This window comes from Pseudomonas sp. GW823-FHT06E10, from assembly GCF_058794995.1.
In genome coordinates this window covers 144,191-164,315 of record NZ_JBXAHJ010000007.1, presented here as the reverse complement: position 1 = coordinate 164,315, position 20,125 = coordinate 144,191, and the positions used below count along the sequence as shown (strand labels likewise).

The following is a 20,125-nucleotide window of genomic DNA, read 5'->3' as shown; positions in this document are numbered from 1 at the left end:
CTCCTAGAGCGGGGTGACGAAGCGGTTGTCGATCAGGTCGTCATTGCTGACGTTGTAGGGCTTGCCTTGCAGCTCGCTGGCGGTCTCGTTGGCCAGCTTGATCAGCGGTGCGCTGTCACCCGGTTTACCCGGCGAGCCCAGCAGTTTTTCGCTCATGGCCTGATCGTAGAAACGCACGCCCTGTGCGGCCGCTTCCATTTCCTTCGGATCGGCCAGGTAACCGCCGACACCCTTGGCCATGATTTTGTAGGCTTCCTGTGGATGATCCTTGGTGTACTGCACAGCTTTGTACAAACCGGCCACCAGGGCCTTGACGTCTTCCGGCTGCTTTTCGATCACGCTGCAGTTCAGTGCGACCACATCGACGATCACCCCCGGTGTGCTGCTGCTGTCGATCAGCACCTTGCCCTGCTTCTTGTCGCGAACCATCGACAGGTGCGGCTCCCAGGTCACGGCGGCCGGTACGCGACCGGCGATGAACGCGGTGGCGGCGTCGTCAGCCGTCATGTTCTGCACGGTGATGTCGCTCATGCTCATGCCGTGTTTTTTCAGTAGATAGGACAACCAGAACTGCGAGGTCGAACCTTCGTTGACCGCAACGGCCTTGCCCTTGAGTTCCTGCAGGCTCTTGACGTCCTTGCCCACCAGCACGCCGTCGCCACCATGGCTGTCGTCCAGCGCGGCCACGGCCTTGAAGCAGAATTGCGGACGGTACTTGAGCACCTCGTCGATGGTCGACGCCGAGCCGGACAACTCACCGGAAGCTTGTGCGGCCATGTACATCGCCGCTTCCTCGACCACCGGCAATTCGACGGTCAAACCGTTTTCCTTGAAGTAGCCAAGGTCCTTGGCCAGGTACAGGGTGCCGTAGCCGACCCAGGTGGTATGACCGATGGACAGGGTGCCGGCCTGGGCGCTGGTGGCGACCGTCGCGGCGATGGCGGTGACCGCCAGTGGATGGGCAACGCGGGTAAGCAAGGACTTGATCATGGAGCACTCCCAAAGCTGTTGATTTAGTTTTGTCATGGGCAGTACGGCGAGCCCTGAATCGGCTGCAACCTGTGGTCTCTCGGGGACCCTTCGGCGGGCAGCATTCGGTGGGCTGGCGAGATCGATGTTGGCCCAAGGGCGGGATTAGGAAAATGAGGAAATATGTGGATGCGAACGATGAAAAAACTCGTTAGCGCGCACCGCGAAAGGGCGCTGTGGGCGGGGATGCACAGGGTGAGAGCAAGACTTGGGAAATGTGTTGTTTGAGCAATAGCTATCGCGAGCAAGCTCGCTCCCACAGGGTTTGTGCCAGCCACAATATTTGGGCATTACACATAACCTGTGGGAGCGGGCTTGCCCGCGAAGAGGCCCGCAAGAACGCTACAAATGTCAGAGCCAGCCGTACTCCTGCGCCGTACGATCCACCGCTTTCAAGGTCTTGGCGATCAGCTCATCGATCTCCTCACGGCTGGCAATCAACGCCGGCGCCATGATCATCCGGCCCAAGGTCGAGCGAATGATCACGCCCTCTTCAAAACCAATCGTGCGGCAGCGCCACGCAATGTCGTTCTCGTTGGCAAAACGCTTGCGAGTGGATTTGTCTTCGGCCAGTTGCAACGCCGCAACCATGCCGGTGCCCTGGATGTCACCCACCAGCGGGTGCTTGCCGAACACTTCGCGCAGGCACTGTTGCAGGTACGGGCCGATGTCGTCCTTGACCCGCGTCACCACGCCTTCATCGCGCAGGGCCTTGAGGTTGGCAATCGCCACAGCCGCCGCCACCGGGTGCCCGGAATAGGTCAGGCCGTGGGCAAACACACCGCCCTGCTCCACCAGCACCGAGGCCATTTTCTTCGACAGGATCAAGCCGCCCATGGGGATGTAGCCCGAGGTCAGGCCCTTGGCGATGGACAGGGTGTCCGGCTCGAACCCGAAGTACTCGTGGGCGAACCATTCGCCGGTGCGACCGAAGCCACCGATCACCTCATCGGCGCACAGCAGCACATCGTACTTGCGGCAGATGCGCTGGATTTCCGGCCAGTAGCTTTCGGGCGGGAAGATCATGCCGCCGGCGCCCTGGAACGGTTCGGCGATAAAGCCTGCGACCTTGTCAGCACCCAGTTCGAGGATCTTCGCTTCCAGTTGCTGCGCCGCGCGCAGACCGAATTCGGCCGGGGTCAGGTTGCCTTCGTGGGCGAAGAAGTACGGCTCGTCGATATGCTCGATGTCCGGAATCATGCCGCCCATTTCGTGCATGAACTTCATGCCGCCCAGCGCCGTCGCGGCCAGGGTCGAACCGTGGTAACCGTTCCAGCGACCGATCATGATTTTCTTCTCGGGCTTGCCGAGCACCTGCCAGTAACGACGCACCGTGCGGATCAACACCTCGTTGGCTTCGGAGCCTGAGTTGGTGTAGATCGCGTGGCTGTAGTGAGCCGGCAGCAAGCTGAACAGCAGTTCGGACAGCTCGATCACCTGCGGGTGGGTGGTGTGGAAAAACATGTTGTAGTACGGCAGCTGTTCCAGCTGCCGGCTTGCCGCGGCGGCCAGGTCCTTGCGCCCGTAACCGAGGTTGGTGCACCACAACCCGGACATGCCGTCGAGGTAACGTCGGCCATCGTTGTCCCACAGGTGCAGGCGCTCGCCACGGACCATCACCCGTGGCCCCTCATCGTTGAGGGCTTTCTGATCGACGAACGCATGGATGTGGTGCGCAGCGTCGGCGGCCTGGTAGTCGCGGGTATCACGTGGTGTGGTCATCGCCAGTTCTCCGTTTTGTTATCAGCGCAATTGAAACCAGGTGGTCTTCAACTGGGTGTATTTATCGAATGAATGCAGGGACAGATCGCGGCCGAAACCCGACTGCTTGCCACCGCCAAAAGGCACGGTCACGTCCAGCGCATCGACGCTGTTGACCGACACCGTACCGGCGCGCAATTGTCGCGCCACACGGTGAGCGCGGTTGAGGTCGTCGGTCCAAAGCGAGGCCGCCAGACCGTAGACGCTGTCGTTGGCCAGTTGCAAGGCGTGGGCTTCGTCGTCGAATGCCGTAATCGCCAGCACCGGGCCGAACACTTCATCGCGAAACAGCGGCATGTCCGGTGTCACGCCGGTGAAAATCGTCGGCTGGATGAAGTTGTCCGAGCCGTTGAAGATCGACTGCCGACCGCCACAGATCCTGGTCGCGCCTTGCTGTTCGGCCTGTTGGATGAACTTCATGATGCGTGCGGTCTGACGGCTGTCGACGATGGCCCCGGCGGCGCTCGACGGGTCCAGCGGATCACCCGGCAACCAGCGTTCAGCCTGGGCTTTGAGGCGCTCGACAAACTCGTCATGGATCGAGCGCTGCACCAGCAACCGCGAGTTGGCCGAGCAGACTTCGCCCTGATTGAAGAAGATACCGAACGCGGCTTTCTCGGCCGCCAGGTCCAGATCCTGACAATCGGCAAACACCAGGTTGGCGCTCTTGCCGCCGCACTCCAGCCACACCTGCTTGAGGTTCGATTGCGCCGAGTACTGCATGAAATATTTGCCGACCTCGGTGGAGCCGGTGAACACCAGGCAATCGACGTCCGGGTGCAGGCCGAGGGCCTTGCCGGTCTGCTCGCCGAGCCCCGGCAGCACGTTCAGCACACCCGCAGGTACACCGGCTTCCAGCGCCAGCTCAGCCAGGCGCAGGGCAGAAAACGGCGACTGTTCGGCCGGCTTGAGGATCACCGAGTTACCGGCGGCCAGGGCTGGGGCGAGTTTCCACGCCGCCATGTCCAGAGGGAAATTCCACGGCACCACCGCAGCCACCACGCCCAGGGCTTCGCGAGTAATGGTTGCCAGCACGTTCTGCGCACTCGGCGCGACCTGATCGTAGAGTTTGTCGAGGCTTTCGGCGTACCAGCGGAACACTCCCGCGGCACCCGGCACGTCGATGTTGTAGGCATCGGCGACGGGCTTGCCCATGTTCAGCGAATCGAGCAGCGCCAGTTCTTCACGGTTTTCGAGGATCAAATCGGCCAGGCGCAACAGTACTTGCTTGCGTTCGGTCGGTGAGCGCGCAGCCCAGGTGCCTGCCTCGAAAACCTGCCGCGCATTGTGTACCGCCGAGTTCACGTCTTCTTCGCCGCAGGCGGCAACGTTGGCCAGGCATTGGCCGGTGGCGGGGTTGATCGCGGCGAAAGTCTGCCCCGACTGCGCCGGGCGGCGCTGGCCGTCGATCACGGCCTGGTCGGGAAACCGCAGGGAAGCGGCCTTGCGTTGCCAATACTCAAGCTCGAACACGTTCAGATGCTCCAGAGGACATTCTTGTGTATTGGATAGTCGCTCAGGCCCAAGCGGTGGAAAACCAGTAAAAATGTGTTCGCAGGCCAAGAAAAAACTACGTAGCCAATCTCCCTTCTGGCGCAGCATGTGGTTATTGTTCAACCACAACAAATCGCTACCCGAGCGGATAGGGGTCGCGCGCAAATTGCCAGGATGCCTGATCCGTTCTCCCCCCGAGGTTTGCTGTGGCTGCCTACAATCTGCGTCAACTGAAATACTTCATCACCACCGTCGAGTGCGGCAGCGTGGCCGAGGCCTCGCGCAAGCTGTACATCGCCCAACCCTCGATCTCCACGGCCATCAAAGGGCTGGAAGACAGCTTCGGCGTGCAGCTGCTGATTCGTCACCATGCACAGGGCGTGTCATTGACCCCCAGTGGTGCACGCTTCTACCGCAAGGCCCAGGAACTGCTGCGCATGGCCAAGGAGTTCGAGCAGAACGCCCTGGCCGACAACGATGTGGTCTCCGGGCAGATCGATATCGGCTGCTTCGAAACCGTCGCGCCGCTGTACCTGCCGCAATTGATCGCCGGATTTTCGGCGTTGTACCCGGGGGTGGAAATCCGCATCCGCGACGGCGAGCAACAAGAGCTGGTGCAGGGCCTGACCTCCGGCGCTTTCGACCTGGCGATCCTTTACGAGCACGATCTGGACGGCACCATCGAGACCGAACCGCTGATGCCGGCGCAACGACCTTACGCACTGCTGCCAGCCGATCACCGTTTTGCCCAGCAGGCACAGGTGTCGCTGCGGGACCTGTGCCTGGAGCCAATGATTCTTCTGGACGTGCAGCCGAGTCGGACCTACTTCGTCAGCCTGTTCGATGAGCTGGGCCTGACGCCACGCATCGCCTTCAGCTCGCCATCGATCGAGATGGTGCGGGGCATGGTTGGCCAGGGGTTCGGGTTCTCGATCCTGGTGACCAAACCGCATTCGGAGTGCACCTACGACGGGCAGAAAGTGGTGTGCGTGGACATTGCCGAAGACGTCACCGGTTCGGGACTGGTGGCGGCGTGGCTCAAACGCGGGCAACTGACCAAACCGGCGCAGTTGTTTGCGGACTACTGCCGCGAACAACTCACCGCCAAATCCGAAAGATCGCAGTAATTTCTGTGAGTCCGGTGTTAACCGTTATTTACGGGGTTTGATCCGCGCAGTTGCTTCGGCCACCAGCGGATCATCCGGCCAATAATGCTTCGGATAACGCCCCTTCAAATCCTTCTTCACTTCGGCGTAGGTGCTGCGCCAGAAGTTGGCCAGGTCCTGCGTTACCTGCACCGGCCGCCGCGCCGGGGACAACAGATGCAGTTTGACCACCTGCCGCCCCCCGGCAATGCGCGGGGTCTCGGCCAGGCCGAACAACTCCTGCAAGCGCACCGCGAGAATCGGCGGCTGTTCGCTGTAATCCAGACGAATCGACGAGCCTGACGGCACGCTCAAATGATGGGGCGCCAGCTCGTCCAAGCGTTGTGGCAGCGGCCACGGCAGCAGGTTGTGGACGATGCTCGACAGGTCGAGATTTGCGAAGTGACTGAGTCGCGAGACTTTGCCCAGATAAGGCATCAACCAGTGCTCAAGACTTTTGAGCAACGCTGCGTCGCTGACATCCGGCCATTCGCTTTCGCCCTTGCTGGCCAAGTCCAGTTGCCGCAACAAGGCGACCCGCGCCTGCCACTGACGCAACTCCGGGGTCCACGGCAACAACTCCAGCCCTTTGCGCCGCGCCAGGTTGACCAGCGCCTGGCTGCGGGCGGTTTCATCGAGACCGGTCAGCGGTTCACGACTGAGGATCAGTTCACCAACCTTGCGCTGACGCTCGGCCCGCAGTACGCCTTCACGTTCATCCCAATCCAGTTGATCGACGCAGCGAACCTGCTCGGCCAGCACTGAATCGAAGAGTGCCGGATCGAAGTCCGTCGCCAGATAAATCCGCTCCTCACGCTGGCCCTGGCGACTGCCCAGATCGGCGATCACCAGCCACGGCTGTTTCATCAGGCTATCGGCCTCGGCGAACAGTGCGGCACGTCCGTTGGCCAAGCGATATTCCGCACCACCGGCGCGCCGTTGCTGAGCGACCCGGTCGGGATAGGCCAGCGCCAGCAATGCGCCGAGCCAGCGCGGGTGATCTGGATCGCTGACCGGCTCCGCTGCTTTGCCCCGTAGGTAACCACGATACTGCCGCGCCAGTTGCCGTGCGCGCTGCACCCCACCCTGGGCACCCCGTGCGGCGCGTTCTTCGCCAGACAGCAATACCAGTCGGCTGTGCAAGTCCGCCCCGGCGCCGCGCAAGATATCGCGCTCGCCGAGCAGTGCCGCGACGTCGCAGGCCATGTCCGCCAGTCCCAGCGCCTGGCCGCGCAACAGCAAATGCGCGATGCGCGGATGCGCCGGCAGTTCGGCCATGGCCTGACCGTGACGGGTCAGCGTTTCGCCATCCAACGCTCCGAGGCGTTCCAGCAAATCTTGAGCCTGTGCATAGGCGGCGGCAGGCGGCACGTCGAGCCACACCAACTGTTCGGGTTTTACGCCCCAACGTCCCAGTTGCAAGGCCAGCCCGGCGAGGTCCGCCGAAAGGATTTCCGCACTGCCATAGGCCGCCAGTTGCTCGTGCTGATCCTGGGACCACAAGCGATAACACACGCCCGGCTCCAGGCGCCCGGCCCGGCCCGCGCGCTGGGTGGCGCTGGCCTTGGAAATGCGCTGGGTGTCGAGACGGGTCATGCCGCTGCCGGGGTCGAAACGCGGCACCCTAGCCAGCCCGGCATCGATCACCACGCGCACGCCATTGATGGTCAGGCTGGTTTCGGCGATGTTGGTGGCCAGCACCACTTTGCGCTTGCCCGCCGGTGCCGGATCGATGGCTGCCCGTTGCGCGGCGAGGTCCAGTTCACCGTGCAATGGGCACAGTAGAACCTGAGTGTTTTCGCCCAAGGCATCGGCCAGTTGCTGATGCACACGTCGGATTTCCGCCTGCCCCGGCAGGAACACCAACACACTGCCGGTTTCGTCGTTCAAGGCTTCAAGAATGGTTTGTACCAAGCGCGGCTCGATGAATTCACCGGACTGGAACGGTCGGCCCCAGCGCATCGCCACCGGGAACATGCGCCCTTCGCTGCGCAGAATCGGCGCGTCGTCCAGCAACCCGGCCAAGCGTTCGCCTTCGAGCGTGGCGGACATCAAGAGGATTTTCAGCGGCTGATCGTCACGGAACAGTTCCCGGCCATTGAGGCTCAGGGCCAGCGCCAGATCCGCGTCGAGACTGCGTTCATGAAATTCGTCGAAGATCAGCAGGCCCACGCCCTCAAGCGCCGGGTCGTCCTGCAAACGCCGGGTGAGGATGCCTTCGGTGACCACTTCAATGCGGGTGTTGGGACCGACCTTGCTGTCGAGCCGAATGCGATAACCTACGGTTTCGCCGACCTTCTCCCCCAGCTCACTGGCCAGCCGTTCAGCCGCTGCGCGCGCGGCCAACCGACGGGGTTCGAGCATCAGGATGGTCTGCCCGGCCAGCCACGGTTCGTTGAGCAAGGCCAAAGGCACGCGGGTGGTTTTACCGGCGCCGGGCGGCGCTTCGAGCACGGCTTCGTGGCGTGTAGCGAGGGCTTCACGCAAGGCGGGTAAAACTTCATCGATCGGCAAAGAAATCATGCTGGCTCCCAAACAGAGCGGCGAGTATAACGGCGAACTGCAAGGCGTTCGTCAGGGTCTTAATTCATACCGACGACGTTTCGTTTCGAGATTACCCAGGAGGTTTCATATGCGTGCTCCCTTTCGCCTGATTGGCGGTGTTCTGGTCGCAACCTTGCTGACTCAGGTGACCGCCTGCGGTTCGATCTTCTACCCGGATCGCCGTGGCCAGATCGAAGGCAAGATCGACCCGGCCATCGCCGCGCTCGACGCCGTGGGCCTGCTGTTCTACATCATCCCCGGCCTGATTGCGTTTGCCGTGGACTTCGCCACCGGCGCGATTTACTACGCACCGGGAGAGACTGCCCAGGTTGCACCGGAAAAACTCAAGGAAGCCATCGGCGCCGACGGCAAAGTCGATAACCGCAAGTTGCAGACTATTCTGGAAAGCGAACTGGGTCGCAGCTTCCCGCTGGACGATCCACGCCTGATCCAGAGCAAAGGCAACGCCCAGCAACTGGCGATGTTCGGCCTGCAACCCGCCGCGTAAATCCCTACGCGCGAAAGGACTCTTCAAGGAACGATGGCCCCTATGACCTCCAGCTCCGAACACGCCCGCCTGCTGCGGCTGGCGACCCGTGCCTCGGTGGCGGTGGCATGCATCCTGATCGTCGCCAAAGCCATCGCCTGGTGGTTGAGCGGCTCGGTGAGCATGCTCGCCGGGCTCACCGACTCGACACTCGACGGCGTCACGTCATTGCTCAACCTGCTGGCGGTGCATTACGCCCTGCGCCCCGCCGACAATGATCATCGCTACGGGCACGGCAAGGCCGAGTCATTGGCGGGCATGGCCCAGGCATTGTTCATCGGCGGCAGTGCGGTACTGATCGCGTTGCAGGCCTACGATCGGTTGAAGCATCCCGAGCCCGTGGGCGCACCGTGGATCAGTATCGGCGTGATTGTGTTTTCCCTCGTGCTGACCCTGGCTTTGTTGATGTTTCAACATCGGGTGGTCAAGGCCACCGGCTCCAACGCGGTGCGCGCCGACTCCCTGCACTACCGCTCGGACATGCTGCTCAACGGCAGCATTCTGATCGCGCTGGTGTTGGCCGGGTTTGGACTGCATCAGGTCGACCCCTGGTTCGGCCTGGGAATCGCCGTCTACATTCTGTGGAGCGCGGTGCAGATCGCCCGGGAGAGCTTCGCGGTGTTGATGGATGAAGAACTGCCGCCGGATGTCAGCCAGCACATGCTGGAATTGGCGTGCAGCGTCCCCGGCGTATTGGGCGCCCATGACCTGCGCACGCGGATCTCCGGCAACCAGTGGTTTGTGCAGTTGCATCTGGAGCTGCCGGGGGAGCTGACGCTATCCGTTGCCCATGGCATCAGCGATCAGGCTGCCGCCGCCATTCACACCGCCTACCCGCGGGCCGAAGTGCTGGTGCACGCCGACCCTCAGGAAGTGGTGAAAGCCGCGCGGGATCAGTAAGTCACCTGATAGCCGCGACTGCTCAGGCAGTTGCCCTGGGCCTGTCGGTAGGCTTGCACCACCGACGGGTCTGGCTGGTAGGTGGCGGTTCGTGGATCGAAACCACTCTGCTGCACCGCGTATTGATAACACTCGTAACCGTCCCGACTGACCTGCTCCGGCGACTGACCGTTGGCTGGATACGCCTCCACGTCATAACCGCTGTTGCCAGCGGGTGGTTGCGGTTGGCCAACCGGCGGTTCGACCACGACGTAGTCCTGAGTGCTTTGCTGATAGGCGTAATAGGAACCGGCCGCCAGGAACAGCAGCGCCCCGCCGATCCATACCTGCTCGGCGTAATCGGGCAGGTACCTGACACGAATCCCGCGCGGTGGCTGCACCACCACGTAACGCGGGCCCAGCGGGCGATACCAGTAGCCACCGGAATAGAAGTAATCCATGCCACGGTAAGGCACGCGGTAGTCGCGCTCGGGAAAGCGGTCGATCACTTGACCGGGACGATACCTGGGGCCAGGCCCCCAGCCGTTGCCGCGTCCACTCGGGCGCCCCTGCCCGTGATTGTCATAGGACGGTGCGACTGTGTAACCACTCCAGCGCTGTTTGTCATCGTTGCGACGTGGCTGGTCCTTGTAGTAACCGCGCTGCGGCTCCTGGGTCTGGCGCACGGTGTCGGGCCGGGGCTGGATTGGCATGTCAGTGGCCGGCATCTGCGGCGGTGGCGGCGGCGAGCGCACCTGGCTGTTGAAATCCGGCGCTGGACGGCTCTGCCTCTGGTCATTGTCCTGACGTTGATTCTGGCCGCCGTGCTCTTTCTGGCGGTTGTCCTTGTTCTGCGCCCGGGGCTGATTCTGCTGCTGGCCGTTTTGCGGATGCGGCTGGTCACCGCCACCACGGCCCTGGTTATCGCCCTGATGCCCACCCTGGCCGCGTTGCCCGCCATCATGGCCACGGTTTTGCGGCTCATCGGCCATCGTTTGCACCGAGACACTGACACACAACAAACCAACACCGGCCAAACGCCAGATGCGCGATTTCATGCTTTACCTCATTGCGGGTAAGGGCCTGTACTTAAGACTGGGAAAGCGCTGGCCGGTTCTGCGACAGGTTATCTGTCACGCAACTTATTTATTGAGGCCAGTGGGTCAAATTCCACGCAAGAAAAAGGGGAGACCCGTCGGCCTCCCCTTAGAGAACTTCGTCCTGGCTCGACACTTGTGGCGTCGGCTCACCTCACGCCGTCTTCTGGACAGTGTGTAGCTCGGGGGCCGGCACATCCCCGGTGGGGGTGGCGACCGCGGCGGGCCTGATTCGGCGAGCCGCACTGGACTGTTTGTCCGAGCAGTGATTCTGGTGATAAGAATAGGCCGGGAGCGCCGGCAGAGGATTGCGAAGATTGCTGAATTAAACATCACTTGCGCAATTTTTAACCCTAGATACATAATCCTCCGCAATAGTTACGACAAAGGACCGATTGATGAGCAAGCTCGACCGTTACGACCTGAGTATTCTGGCGGAATTGCAGCGCGACGCACGCATCTCCAACCAGGAGCTGGCCGAGCGCATCGGCCTGTCGCCTTCGCCGTGCTCGCGGCGGGTCAAGCAACTGGAAGACGACGGTTACATTTCCCGCCAGGTCGCCCTGCTCGACCGCAAGATGCTCGGCCTGAGCCTGACCGCTTACGTGCTGATCGGCATGGACCGTCACACGCCGGAGCGTTTCGAGAATTTCGAAGCGGCCATCCGCACCCTGCCCCAAGTGCTCGAATGCAGCCTGGTGACCGGGATGGATGCCGACTATCAGCTCAAGGTCGTGGTGCCGGACATGGATCACTACCAGAAACTGCTGCTTGGGCATCTGACGCGGATTGAAGGCGTGACCAGCGTGCGATCGAGTTTTGTGTTGAATCAGGTGTTGAACAGCACCGAACTGCCTTTGACTCATCTGCGCAGCTGAGGACGCCATCGCGAGCAAGCTCGCTCCCACAGGTTTTGTATGGATCACGATACTGCGGTCAACACAAAACTTTGTGGGAGCGAGCTTGCTCGCGATGGGGGCGGCACAGGCGACGAATGACTGCGACACACCGACGCAGGTCAATACTGCACGAAGCCAGTGCGGCGTATACTCGCCGCGCCCTTTTAGCCTCGCCTGTGCTGGAGATGTTCGATGGATCCTGCAGTATTCGAAGAGTGGATGATGACCGGACTGGTCACGATCCTGATCATTTTCATGGGTTTCATCGTCTGGGATCTGGCGAAGAAGTCCAAGGCCGGGCGCTTTGGCTCGTTCATTCTGTTCTTCGTGCTCGGCCTTGGTGTTGCTGCATTCGTGATCAAAAGTGTGGTCATCGGCCTGATCGAATCCGGCACTTTATAAGCGCGCCGGTACTTCTTTCCACTGCCCCTGATCGAGCCCTTCGATCGTCCAGTCGCCGATCCTGACTCGCACCAGGCGCAAGGTCGGCAACCCGACCGCAGCGGTCATGCGCCGCACCTGCCGGTTGCGCCCTTCGCGAATCACCAACTCCAGCCAGCTGGTCGGCACGCTTTTACGAAAGCGAACCGGCGGATTGCGCGGCCACAGCTCAGGCTCGTCCAGTTGCCGTGCCTCGGCGGGCAAGGTCATGCCGTCATTCAATTCGACGCCGTCGCGCAAGCGCTGCAACTGTTCGGTGTTCGGCTCGCCCTCGACCTGCACCCAATAGGTCTTGGCCAGCTTGTGTTTCGGGTCGGCGATCCGCGCCTGTAGCTGGCCGTCGTTGGTCAGCAGCAACAAGCCTTCGCTGTCGCGGTCCAGCCGCCCGGCCGGATAGATGCCCGGTACATCGATGTAATCCTTCAGGGTCGCGCGCCCGTCGCCGTCGCTGAATTGCGTCAGCACATCGAAAGGTTTGTTGAACAGGATCAGCTTCGGCTCGGCTGGTGGCGCCTTGGCGACACGGCGCGGGGCTGATGGGGATGGTTTCGCGCCGGGGCGACGGGAAGGTGGACGAGATGGACGCGACATGGGCAAAACAACATCTAACGGTCAGGGCTGCTAATGCTAGTGCCCTGACCGCCAAATGACCATGACAAACCGTTAGCGGAACGGCGGCTCGTCGAAGCTGCGCAGTTTGCGCGAGTGCAGCGAGTTGAGTTCGGTGCGCAACAGATCCACCGCCTCGATACCGATCTTCAGGTGCTGGCTGACCGCGCGCTCATAGAAAGCGTTGGCCGAACCCGGCAACTTGATTTCGCTGTGCAGCGGCTTGTCCGAGACGCACAGCAACGTGCCGTACGGCACTCGCAAGCGATAACCCTGCGCGGCAATGGTGCCGCTTTCCATGTCCACCGCCACGGCGCGGGACAGGTTGATCAGCGGCCGTTCCTGCGCCCAGCGCAGCTCCCAGTTACGGTCGTCGTAGGTCAGCACGGTGCCGGTACGCAGGCGTTTCTTGAGTTCGTCGCCCTTCTCGCCGGTGACGTTGGCCGCCGCTTGCTGAAGCGCGAGCTGCACTTCGGCCAACGCCGGAATCGGAATGTTCGGCGGCACCACCCGGTCGAGAATTCCGTCGCGACGCATGTAGGCGTGGGCCAGCACGTAGTCGCCAATGGTCTGCGACTGACGCAGGCCGCCGCAGTGACCGATCATCAGCCAGCAGTGCGGGCGCAGCACGGCCAGGTGGTCGGTGATGTTCTTGGCGTTGGACGGGCCGACACCGATGTTGACCAGGGTCACGCCGTGGCCATCGCTGGCGATCAGGTGATACGCCGGCATCTGGTAGCGGTGCCAGACCACCCCGGCGGCAATCGCCGAGGCTTCGCCGTGATCCATGCTCTTTTCGATGATCACGTTGCCCGGCAGCACCATGCGCACGAAACGCGGGTCGTTGCGCAGTTGCTCCAGACCATGGACGATGAACTGATCGACGTAGCGGTGATAGTTGGTCAGCAGAATCCACGGCTGCACATGCCGCCAGTCGCTGCCGGTGTAATGCACCAGTCGGCGCAGGGAGAAATCCACCCGCGCGGCATCGAACAGCGCCAGGGGCAGCGGATCGGTGTTTTCCCAATCGTACAGACCGTCGGCAATGCCGTCGGTCGCCGCCGACAGGTCGGTACTCGGGAACACCCGCGCCAGCACGGGGGCAGTGACACCGGAACCCGCCAGCTCATCGCCCTGCTCGACCACATACGGATACGGGATGTTCTGCTGGCTGACACCGACTTCCACGGTCACGGTGAAGTCGTGCATCAGCGGAACGAGCTGTTCCAGCAGGTACTTACGGAAAGCCGAGGGATGGGTGACGGTGACGCTGTAGGTGCCCGGCAGCTGAACCTTGGCGTAGGCACGGGTGGTCTGCGGGACTTCGCCCTGGCAGTGATAGGTCAGGCGCAATTCGGGATAGCGGAACATCGAGCGCTGTTCTGCATCGGGCTCGACGCGATCCTTGAGGTAGCGCTTGAGCGCCTGGCTCAGCGCGGTGGTTGCACGATTGTGCAAGAGTGCAAGCCGATCCACGGCTTGCTCGGCGGTTTGAACGACAATAAAAGCTTCGGTCACGATCAGCATCCTGTGTTCTGACTTGCAGACCTTCATCTTGCCTGCATCGTCGCTTCACGGGAACAGTGGCATTGACTGAGTACAGAGAACAACTGTGGGAGTGAGCTTGCTCGCGATAACGGCGCATCAGTCAACATCACTGTTGAATGTTGATCCGTCATCGCGAGCAAGCTCGCTCCCACAGGAGTTTACGGCGCTGATCAGAAGCCTTGAGGAGTCGAACGGGCGACAATCGCTTCCACGTCCAGGCCTCGTGGTAACGCGCCATACACTCGGCCGCCGCCATCCAGGCGACTGGCGATGAAAGCATCACTGACCACCGCATTCCCGGCTTCCAGCAACAGCTTCGCCTGCAGTCCCAAGGCAATGTCTTCAGTCAGTTGCCGGGCGCGGTACTGGATGTCGCTGGTGTCCTTGAAGGCCGCCTGCAATTGATGGATGTGCGCAGCCAGGCGCTTGTCGCCATGGCCATCGCCCAACTCGCTGAACAGCGCATCGAGCACGCCTGGTTCTTTCGACAGGGCACGCAGCACGTCGAGGCACTGCACGTTACCGGAGCCTTCCCAGGTCGAATTCACCGGCGCCTCGCGGTAAAGCCGCGGCAGGATGCTGTCTTCGACATAACCCGCGCCGCCCATGCATTCGGCCGCTTCGTTGATCATCGCCGGCGCCCGTTTGCAGATCCAGTACTTGCCCACCGCCGTCACCAGGCGGGCGAATTTGGCTTCCTGCGAATCATCCAGATGATCCAGCGCCCGGCCCATGCGCAGGCTCAACGCCAGGGCCGCTTCGCTTTCCAGTGCCAGATCCGCCAGCACGTTCTGCATCAACGGCTGTTCGCTGAGCAGTTTGCCGCCAACCGATCGGTGAGCGCAGTGATGGCTGGCCTGGGTCAGCGCCTGACGCATCAGCGAACTGGAACCGACCATGCAATCGAAGCGGGTCATGGCGACCATTTCGATGATCGTCGGAACGCCACGGCCCTCTTCACCGACCATCCACGCCAATGCTCCACGGAACTCCACTTCGCTGGAAGCGTTGGAGCAGTTGCCGAGCTTGTTCTTCAGGCGCTGGATATAGAACTGATTGCGCGTTTCGTCCGGACGATGGCGCGGCAACAGGAAACAGGTCAGGCCCTTGTCGGTCTGCGCCAGTGTCAGGAAGGCGTCGCACATCGGCGCCGAGCAAAACCACTTGTGCCCCACAAGTTCATAGGCCTGGCCCGGACCGCTGGCGCCGACCGGATAGGCCTTGGTGGTATTGGCCCGCACGTCGGTACCACCCTGCTTCTCGGTCATGGCCATGCCGATGGTGACTCCAGCCTTGTGGACCATGCCGACATTGCGCGGGTCGTATTCGGTGGCGAGGATTTTCGGCAGCCACTTTTTCGCCAGGTCCGGTTGCAGGCGCATGGCCGGAACGCTGGCGAAGGTCATGGTCAGCGGGCATCCACTGCCGGCCTCGGCCTGGCTGTGCAAATAGGTCATGGACGCGCGGGCGACATGGGCGCCGTCCTGCGGGTGCGCCCAGGGCAGCGAGGTCAGACCGTGTTCGACCGCCGTGCGCATTAATTGATGGTAGGCCGGATGAAACTCCACCAGATCAATGCGATGACCAAACCGGTCATGGCTGTTGAACACCGGCTTGTTCTGATTGGCCAGGAACCCGGCTTCCATCAACGGGCCACCGGCCAGCGCGCCATAGGCGTCGATCCGCGATTCGGCCCAACCGGCCCCGAAGCGCCGCGACCATTCCTGCAACGGCAAGTCAATGCGGTACAGGTTGGCGCCGTCCAGTGACGGTGGCTGGTTGGTGACTTCGTGGGTTTCGGCGAACTGATGCAGGTTCATGACAGGGCTCCTTTGGTCGGCCAAGGGACTTCAGTTAAGCACCGCCCCTCGGCCGATCAAAGTGTCATATACGCCTAACTGTCGGCGCTTTCGCCCTGTTTCGGGCAGAGCACACGGCGGTAGAGCGCGGCCTGCAAGTCTTCGAATTTCACCGGTTTGCTCAAGTGATCAATCACTGCGCCGGTCGGGCAGCGTTCTCGGTCACCGCTCAGGGCGATCATGAACAACGGCAGCTCGGCATAACCGGGTAACGCGCGGATCCGGCAGCACACCGACTCACCGTCCGGCAGCGGCAACTGACAATCGACCAGCACTGCGTCAAACACTTCGCGTTGCAACAGATCGAGCGCGACATCGACGCTGTTGGCCGTACGTACGCGAAAGCCCAGCTTGAGCAACATGCCGCGCATCACCAACTGGCTGATGCCGTTGTCATCCACCAACAGCACGGCACAATCCTGGGGCAAGCGCAGGCGCGGAAAATCCCGGGTCATCAACGGCGTCACCGGACGTTCGGCCGCCGGCAACCCGACTTCCACATCCAGCTGAAACCGGCTGCCGCGCCCTGGCTCGGAGCGATGAGTCAGTCGTCCACCGAGCAATTCGACCAACTGTCGGCAAATCGCCAGGCCAACCCCCAGGCCACCGTATTCACGGGTCATCGAGCCATCGAGCTGGAAGAACCGTTGATACATCGTGGCCTCCCCTAGATCGGTGAAACCAATGCCCGTGTCGATCACCGCAAAGGTCAACGCCAGCCGGTCGGGCTCGATGGTCCTGCCGGTCACCCGCAGCGCCAGACCGCCGACCTTTGTGAACTTGATGGCGTTATCCAGCAGGCATTCCAGGCACTGCGCGATCTTGACGTTGTCGCCGAGCAAGCGATCCGGCACACCTGGCGCGACATCGACCTTGAAGTCCAGCGACTTGCTCGATGCGTTGCCCTCGAACTGCGTGCGCAGTGCCTCGACCACGCCACGCAAGCTGAAGGTGTCGGCCGAGGCCTTGAGTTTGCCGGCCTGCAGTTCGGTGAGGGTGAGGATGCCGTTGACCATGCGCATCATGTCCCGCGCCGACCCCGAAGCCGTCTGCTGGTAGTACTCGAGTTCCGGGTCCATCTCGACCGTCTGCATCAGCTCCAGTGAACCGATCACACCATTCATGGGCGTGCGCAATTCGTGGGTCAGGGTGGCAAGGAACTCGTCCTTGAGCTTGTTACTGTGAGCCAGTTGCTGGTTGAGGACTTCAAGCTTCTGGCTGGCGTCGAACAGGGTTTGAGCCTGCTGCTCGCGCATCGCGTTGATGCGGTCGGCCAGCGCCAGGGACAGCAACGCCACTTCGATGGCCGAGCCGATCTGACTGGAATACATGGTCAGGAACACGTTCGGCAGGTATCCAAGCACCATCAGCGTATTGACGATGCCACCGAGTAAAAACGCCGACCAGGCAATGATGAAATACCGCGCCACCCGCAGACCCCGCAGCCAGGCAAAGATCCCGGCGGCAAAAATCACCACGGTGAATGTCAGCGCCAGGGCCGTGGCCAGGCGCAAGGCCAGGGCATAGCTGGTCATCAATGACAGGCCGATCACCAGCGCACTGAAGGCAACCAGCGCCAGCAACAAGCGGTCAAGCCAGCGACTGTGGGTAGCCATCTGCAGGAAACTGCGGGCGAACTGACTGCCGAACAGCCCCGCACAGCCGATGAAAAACGGCGTCGCAGCGTTAGCCCACCACGGATTGTCCGGCCAGAAATACTGCACAGCCGCACCGTTTACCGACAGCTGATACAAGCCGAACGAGGCGATATAAAAGATGTAGTAGAGGTAACTGGTGTCGCGCACGCTGAGGTAGATGAACAGGTTGTAGACCAGCATCCCCAGCAGTACGCCGTAGATCAGCCCCAGTACGTAGAGGCGCACGGGCTGCTCTTCGAGGTAGGCGGTGCTCGACCACAAGGTTACCGGCGCCTGGATCGAGCCTTCGCTTTGCAAGCGCATGAATACGGTTTCGGCCTGGTCCGGCTTGAACGTCAGGTCGAACAGATAGTTGTTCTGACGAATCTCGCGGCTGGCGAAGGGCAAGGCATCGCCGGTCTGCCTGACCAACTGATAGTTGCCGGCCGCATCGGGCAAATAGAGATCGAGATGATCGAGGGGCGGATAGGCCAGTTCCAGCAGCCAGGTCCTTTGCGCCGCCGGATTGGCTGGACGGTAATGCAGGTCGATTTTCAGCCAGAACACCGAACGCGAGTACCCGGCGTTAAGCGTATCTTTGTGGTGCGGTTTGAAGTTGCCGGCCGCCGCTTGCGCACGGATATCCGCGATGGTCGCCTGACCACCTGCGTCCTCATAGACCTGCAGGGTTCGGCCCAAGGGGAGGCTTTGAGTGAACTCATCGAACTCGACGGCGTTTGCCAGGAGGGGCAAACACAACAGCAACATCAGCAAATAGCGCATTGAAGCCCCAGCGTGGCCTGTCCGGTTCTGTCAGGAAGCCCCCCATTCCTTTTGAGCAGACGTAAAACCGGTATTACCTGTTATTGGTTTGGATCCACTCTAGCATAGCCGTTGATGGCCAATGAGAACCACAGAAATTTTCCCTACAAAGGCTCTAGAACGGGCGTTCCAGCAACACCAACGAACGATTATCAATGACAGGAATATCAATGTGGCGAGGGGGCTTGCCCCCGTTCGGCTGCGAAGCAGTCGTAAAACCAGCCGACTCGATGAACCTGACGGGTCACTGGGGCCGCTTCACTACCCAACGGGGGCAAGCCCCCTCGCCACAATGTATCGACCAAACACACTGCCACAACACCCGAAAAACAGGTTTGGTGGTAAGCTCGCGCACCATGAATATCTACAGCTCTCGCCCCGTTGTCCTCTGTCTCTCCGGCCACGACCCAAGTGGTGGCGCCGGCTTGCAGGCAGATATCGAAGCCCTGCTCGCACAGGGTTGCCATGCGGCTCCGGCCGTCACCGCCCTGACCGTGCAAGACACCGTCAATGTCACTGACTTCCGCGTCCTGGACCGTGAGTGGGTACTGGCCCAGGCCAATGCCGTGCTCAACGACTCCGAAGTCGCCGCCGTCAAACTGGGCATGCTCGGTTCCCTGGAAATGGTCGACACCGTGGTCGAACTGCTTTCGGCGCACCCGCACTTGCCGGTGGTCTGCGACCCGGTGCTGCGCGCTGGTGGCGGCGGACGCCTGGGCAAGGACGAAGTCGGCTACGCCATGCGCGAACGCCTACTGCCCCTTTCGATCATTGCGACCCCCAACCTTCCCGAAGCCCGCATCCTCGCCGAACTGCCCGAAGGCACCGCGGACGAGTGCGCAGAAAAACTCCTGCCGTTCGTCAAACACCTGCTGATCACCGGCGGCCATGGCGACGAAACCGAAATCCACAATCGCCTGTACAGCCGCGACGGCCTGCGCGAAACCTTTACCTGCCAGCGCTTGCCGGGCAGTTATCACGGTTCCGGCTGCACCCTGGCCAGTGCGCTGGCCGGTCGTCTGGCCCAGGGCGAAAACCTCGCCAGTGCCGTGCAGACCGCGCTTAACTACACGTGGCGCACCCTGCGAGATGCCGAGCAGTTGGGCAAAGGCCAGTTCGTGCCGCGCCGTTTGCCACTGGATTTCTGTTCGTAACTTCTATTTGTAATGCGGTGAGGCTTGTCCGATGAAACTACGTGGCCTGTACGCCATTACCGACAGCCATTTGCTGGAAGGTAAGCTGCTCAAGTACGTGGAGGCGGCGCTGGAAGGCGGCGTCACCTTGCTGCAATACCGCGACAAGAGCAATGACGAAGCCCGTCGTCTGCGCGAAGCCGAAGCCTTGCGTGATTTATGCGAACGCTACAACACCCGGTTGATCATCAATGATGACGCTGAGTTGGCCGCACGCCTGAATGTCGGCGTGCACTTGGGTCAAACTGATGGTCCATTGTCTCCGACCCGCGCCCTGCTGGGTCGCGATGCAATCATCGGTTCGACCTGCCATGCGCAACTCGACCTCGCCGAACAGGCCGTCAAAGAAGGCGCCAGCTACGTCGCGTTCGGCCGCTTCTTCAATTCCAACACCAAACCCGGCGCCCCGACCTGCAGTCTCGATCTGCTCGACCAGGCACGCAGCAAACTGCACCTGCCGATCTGCGCGATCGGCGGCATCACCCTGGAAAACGCCGCGCCGCTGGTGGCCCATGGTGTCGACCTGCTGGCCGTGGTGCATGGCCTGTTTGGCGCCGAGAGCACGGCTGAAGTAACCCGCCGCGCCCGCGCATTCAATGAATTACTAAAAGTCTGAGAGCC

16 protein-coding genes are annotated in these 20,125 nt (G+C 61.7%); 7 read left to right on the top strand and 9 right to left on the bottom strand.

The genetic code is table 11. The annotated features are described in order from the left end of the window. Positions 1-3 precede the first annotated feature (3 nt). The 3 genes from AC1Q6Y_RS13865 to AC1Q6Y_RS13855 all read right to left on the bottom strand — a co-directional run bounded on the left by AC1Q6Y_RS13865 (position 4) and on the right by AC1Q6Y_RS13855 (position 4,263). Positions 4-990 (bottom strand): ABC transporter substrate-binding protein, encoded by a 987-nt coding sequence (locus tag AC1Q6Y_RS13865; protein WP_057713182.1) that lies wholly within the window; start codon positions 988-990, stop codon positions 4-6. 390 nt (positions 991-1,380) lie between these two features. Then, positions 1,381-2,751, bottom strand: a complete 1,371-nt coding sequence (locus AC1Q6Y_RS13860) for an aspartate aminotransferase family protein (protein WP_492624697.1) — start codon at positions 2,749-2,751, stop codon at positions 1,381-1,383. A gap of 21 nt (positions 2,752-2,772) precedes the next feature. Continuing rightward, positions 2,773-4,263 (bottom strand): aldehyde dehydrogenase, encoded by a 1,491-nt coding sequence (locus tag AC1Q6Y_RS13855; protein WP_492624696.1) that lies wholly within the window; start codon positions 4,261-4,263, stop codon positions 2,773-2,775. 227 nt (positions 4,264-4,490) lie between these two features. On the opposite strand from AC1Q6Y_RS13855, the gene AC1Q6Y_RS13850 reads away from it, so the two are divergent. Next, on the top strand, positions 4,491-5,411 hold the full coding sequence (locus AC1Q6Y_RS13850; RefSeq protein WP_057713179.1) for a LysR family transcriptional regulator: 921 nt from the start codon (positions 4,491-4,493) through the stop codon (positions 5,409-5,411). Between the two features lie 24 nt (positions 5,412-5,435). Here the strand turns inward: AC1Q6Y_RS13850 and hrpB are convergent, their stop codons facing one another. Beyond that, positions 5,436-7,952, bottom strand: coding sequence for an ATP-dependent helicase HrpB (gene hrpB, locus AC1Q6Y_RS13845; protein WP_492624695.1), 2,517 nt, complete (start codon positions 7,950-7,952; stop codon positions 5,436-5,438). 109 nt (positions 7,953-8,061) lie between these two features. Here hrpB and AC1Q6Y_RS13840 point away from each other — a divergent pair, with 109 nt between their 5' ends. Then, a complete protein-coding gene (locus tag AC1Q6Y_RS13840) occupies positions 8,062-8,481 on the top strand; it encodes a hypothetical protein (protein ID WP_057713177.1) in 420 nt (139 codons plus the stop codon). A 42-nt stretch (positions 8,482-8,523) separates the two neighbouring features. Beyond that, the gene (locus AC1Q6Y_RS13835) at positions 8,524-9,420 is read left to right on the top strand and encodes a cation diffusion facilitator family transporter (protein WP_492624694.1); all 897 of its coding nucleotides are present in this window, start codon (positions 8,524-8,526) and stop codon (positions 9,418-9,420) included. On the opposite strand, the gene AC1Q6Y_RS13830 is transcribed toward AC1Q6Y_RS13835, so the two are convergent. After that, on the bottom strand, positions 9,414-10,457 hold the full coding sequence (locus AC1Q6Y_RS13830; protein ID WP_492624693.1) for a DUF6515 family protein: 1,044 nt from the start codon (positions 10,455-10,457) through the stop codon (positions 9,414-9,416). The two genes, AC1Q6Y_RS13835 and AC1Q6Y_RS13830, sit on opposite strands and share 7 nt — an antisense overlap. A 437-nt stretch (positions 10,458-10,894) precedes the next feature. Here AC1Q6Y_RS13830 and AC1Q6Y_RS13825 point away from each other — a divergent pair, with 437 nt between their 5' ends. Beyond that, positions 10,895-11,374 carry an Lrp/AsnC family transcriptional regulator gene (locus tag AC1Q6Y_RS13825; RefSeq protein ID WP_007937367.1) on the top strand — a complete coding sequence of 160 codons (480 nt, stop codon included), beginning with the start codon at positions 10,895-10,897 and terminating at the stop codon, positions 11,372-11,374. Between the two features lie 213 nt (positions 11,375-11,587). Then, positions 11,588-11,797 carry a DUF2788 domain-containing protein gene (locus AC1Q6Y_RS13820; RefSeq protein WP_008022976.1) on the top strand — a complete coding sequence of 70 codons (210 nt, stop codon included), beginning with the start codon at positions 11,588-11,590 and terminating at the stop codon, positions 11,795-11,797. On the opposite strand, the gene AC1Q6Y_RS13815 is transcribed toward AC1Q6Y_RS13820, so the two are convergent. The 4 genes from AC1Q6Y_RS13815 to AC1Q6Y_RS13800 all read right to left on the bottom strand — a co-directional run bounded on the left by AC1Q6Y_RS13815 (position 11,792) and on the right by AC1Q6Y_RS13800 (position 18,272). Further along, positions 11,792-12,427: a pseudouridine synthase gene (locus tag AC1Q6Y_RS13815; RefSeq protein WP_102670798.1), complete on the bottom strand. Its 636-nt coding sequence runs from the start codon at positions 12,425-12,427 to the stop codon at positions 11,792-11,794. The two genes, AC1Q6Y_RS13820 and AC1Q6Y_RS13815, sit on opposite strands and share 6 nt — an antisense overlap. A gap of 72 nt (positions 12,428-12,499) precedes the next feature. Then, positions 12,500-13,999, bottom strand: coding sequence for an AMP nucleosidase (gene amn / locus AC1Q6Y_RS13810; protein ID WP_191622263.1), 1,500 nt, complete (start codon positions 13,997-13,999; stop codon positions 12,500-12,502). Positions 14,000-14,163: 164 nt separating this feature from the next. Then, positions 14,164-15,813, bottom strand: a complete 1,650-nt coding sequence (locus AC1Q6Y_RS13805) for an acyl-CoA dehydrogenase family protein (protein ID WP_492624692.1) — start codon at positions 15,811-15,813, stop codon at positions 14,164-14,166. A 74-nt stretch (positions 15,814-15,887) separates the two neighbouring features. After that, positions 15,888-18,272 (bottom strand): 7TM diverse intracellular signaling domain-containing protein, encoded by a 2,385-nt coding sequence (locus tag AC1Q6Y_RS13800; protein ID WP_492624691.1) that lies wholly within the window; start codon positions 18,270-18,272, stop codon positions 15,888-15,890. 395 nt (positions 18,273-18,667) lie between these two features. Here AC1Q6Y_RS13800 and AC1Q6Y_RS13795 point away from each other — a divergent pair, with 395 nt between their 5' ends. Then, positions 18,668-19,465 (top strand): hydroxymethylpyrimidine/phosphomethylpyrimidine kinase, encoded by a 798-nt coding sequence (locus tag AC1Q6Y_RS13795; RefSeq protein ID WP_057713171.1) that lies wholly within the window; start codon positions 18,668-18,670, stop codon positions 19,463-19,465. A gap of 31 nt (positions 19,466-19,496) precedes the next feature. Then, positions 19,497-20,120, top strand: coding sequence for a thiamine phosphate synthase (thiE, locus tag AC1Q6Y_RS13790; protein WP_223500205.1), 624 nt, complete (start codon positions 19,497-19,499; stop codon positions 20,118-20,120). Positions 20,121-20,125 lie beyond the last annotated feature (5 nt).

Bases quoted from the DNA above. Each gene is read 5' to 3' on its own strand.
- AC1Q6Y_RS13860 (WP_492624697.1), bottom strand. From the start codon at position 2,751: ATGACCACACCACGTGATACCCGCGACTACCAGGCCGCCGACGCTGCG.
- AC1Q6Y_RS13830 (WP_492624693.1), bottom strand. From the start codon at position 10,457: ATGAAATCGCGCATCTGGCGTTTGGCCGGTGTTGGTTTGTTGTGTGTC.
- AC1Q6Y_RS13835 (WP_492624694.1), top strand. From the start codon at position 8,524: ATGACCTCCAGCTCCGAACACGCCCGCCTGCTGCGGCTGGCGACCCGT.
- hrpB (WP_492624695.1), bottom strand. From the start codon at position 7,952: ATGATTTCTTTGCCGATCGATGAAGTTTTACCCGCCTTGCGTGAAGCC.
- AC1Q6Y_RS13815 (WP_102670798.1), bottom strand. From the start codon at position 12,427: ATGTCGCGTCCATCTCGTCCACCTTCCCGTCGCCCCGGCGCGAAACCA.
- AC1Q6Y_RS13865 (WP_057713182.1), bottom strand. From the start codon at position 990: ATGATCAAGTCCTTGCTTACCCGCGTTGCCCATCCACTGGCGGTCACC.
- AC1Q6Y_RS13805 (WP_492624692.1), bottom strand. From the start codon at position 15,813: ATGAACCTGCATCAGTTCGCCGAAACCCACGAAGTCACCAACCAGCCA.
- thiE (WP_223500205.1), top strand. From the start codon at position 19,497: ATGAAACTACGTGGCCTGTACGCCATTACCGACAGCCATTTGCTGGAA.
- AC1Q6Y_RS13840 (WP_057713177.1), top strand. From the start codon at position 8,062: ATGCGTGCTCCCTTTCGCCTGATTGGCGGTGTTCTGGTCGCAACCTTG.
- amn (WP_191622263.1), bottom strand. From the start codon at position 13,999: ATGAAGGTCTGCAAGTCAGAACACAGGATGCTGATCGTGACCGAAGCT.
- AC1Q6Y_RS13825 (WP_007937367.1), top strand. From the start codon at position 10,895: ATGAGCAAGCTCGACCGTTACGACCTGAGTATTCTGGCGGAATTGCAG.
- AC1Q6Y_RS13795 (WP_057713171.1), top strand. From the start codon at position 18,668: ATGAATATCTACAGCTCTCGCCCCGTTGTCCTCTGTCTCTCCGGCCAC.
- AC1Q6Y_RS13800 (WP_492624691.1), bottom strand. From the start codon at position 18,272: ATGCGCTATTTGCTGATGTTGCTGTTGTGTTTGCCCCTCCTGGCAAAC.
- AC1Q6Y_RS13820 (WP_008022976.1), top strand. From the start codon at position 11,588: ATGGATCCTGCAGTATTCGAAGAGTGGATGATGACCGGACTGGTCACG.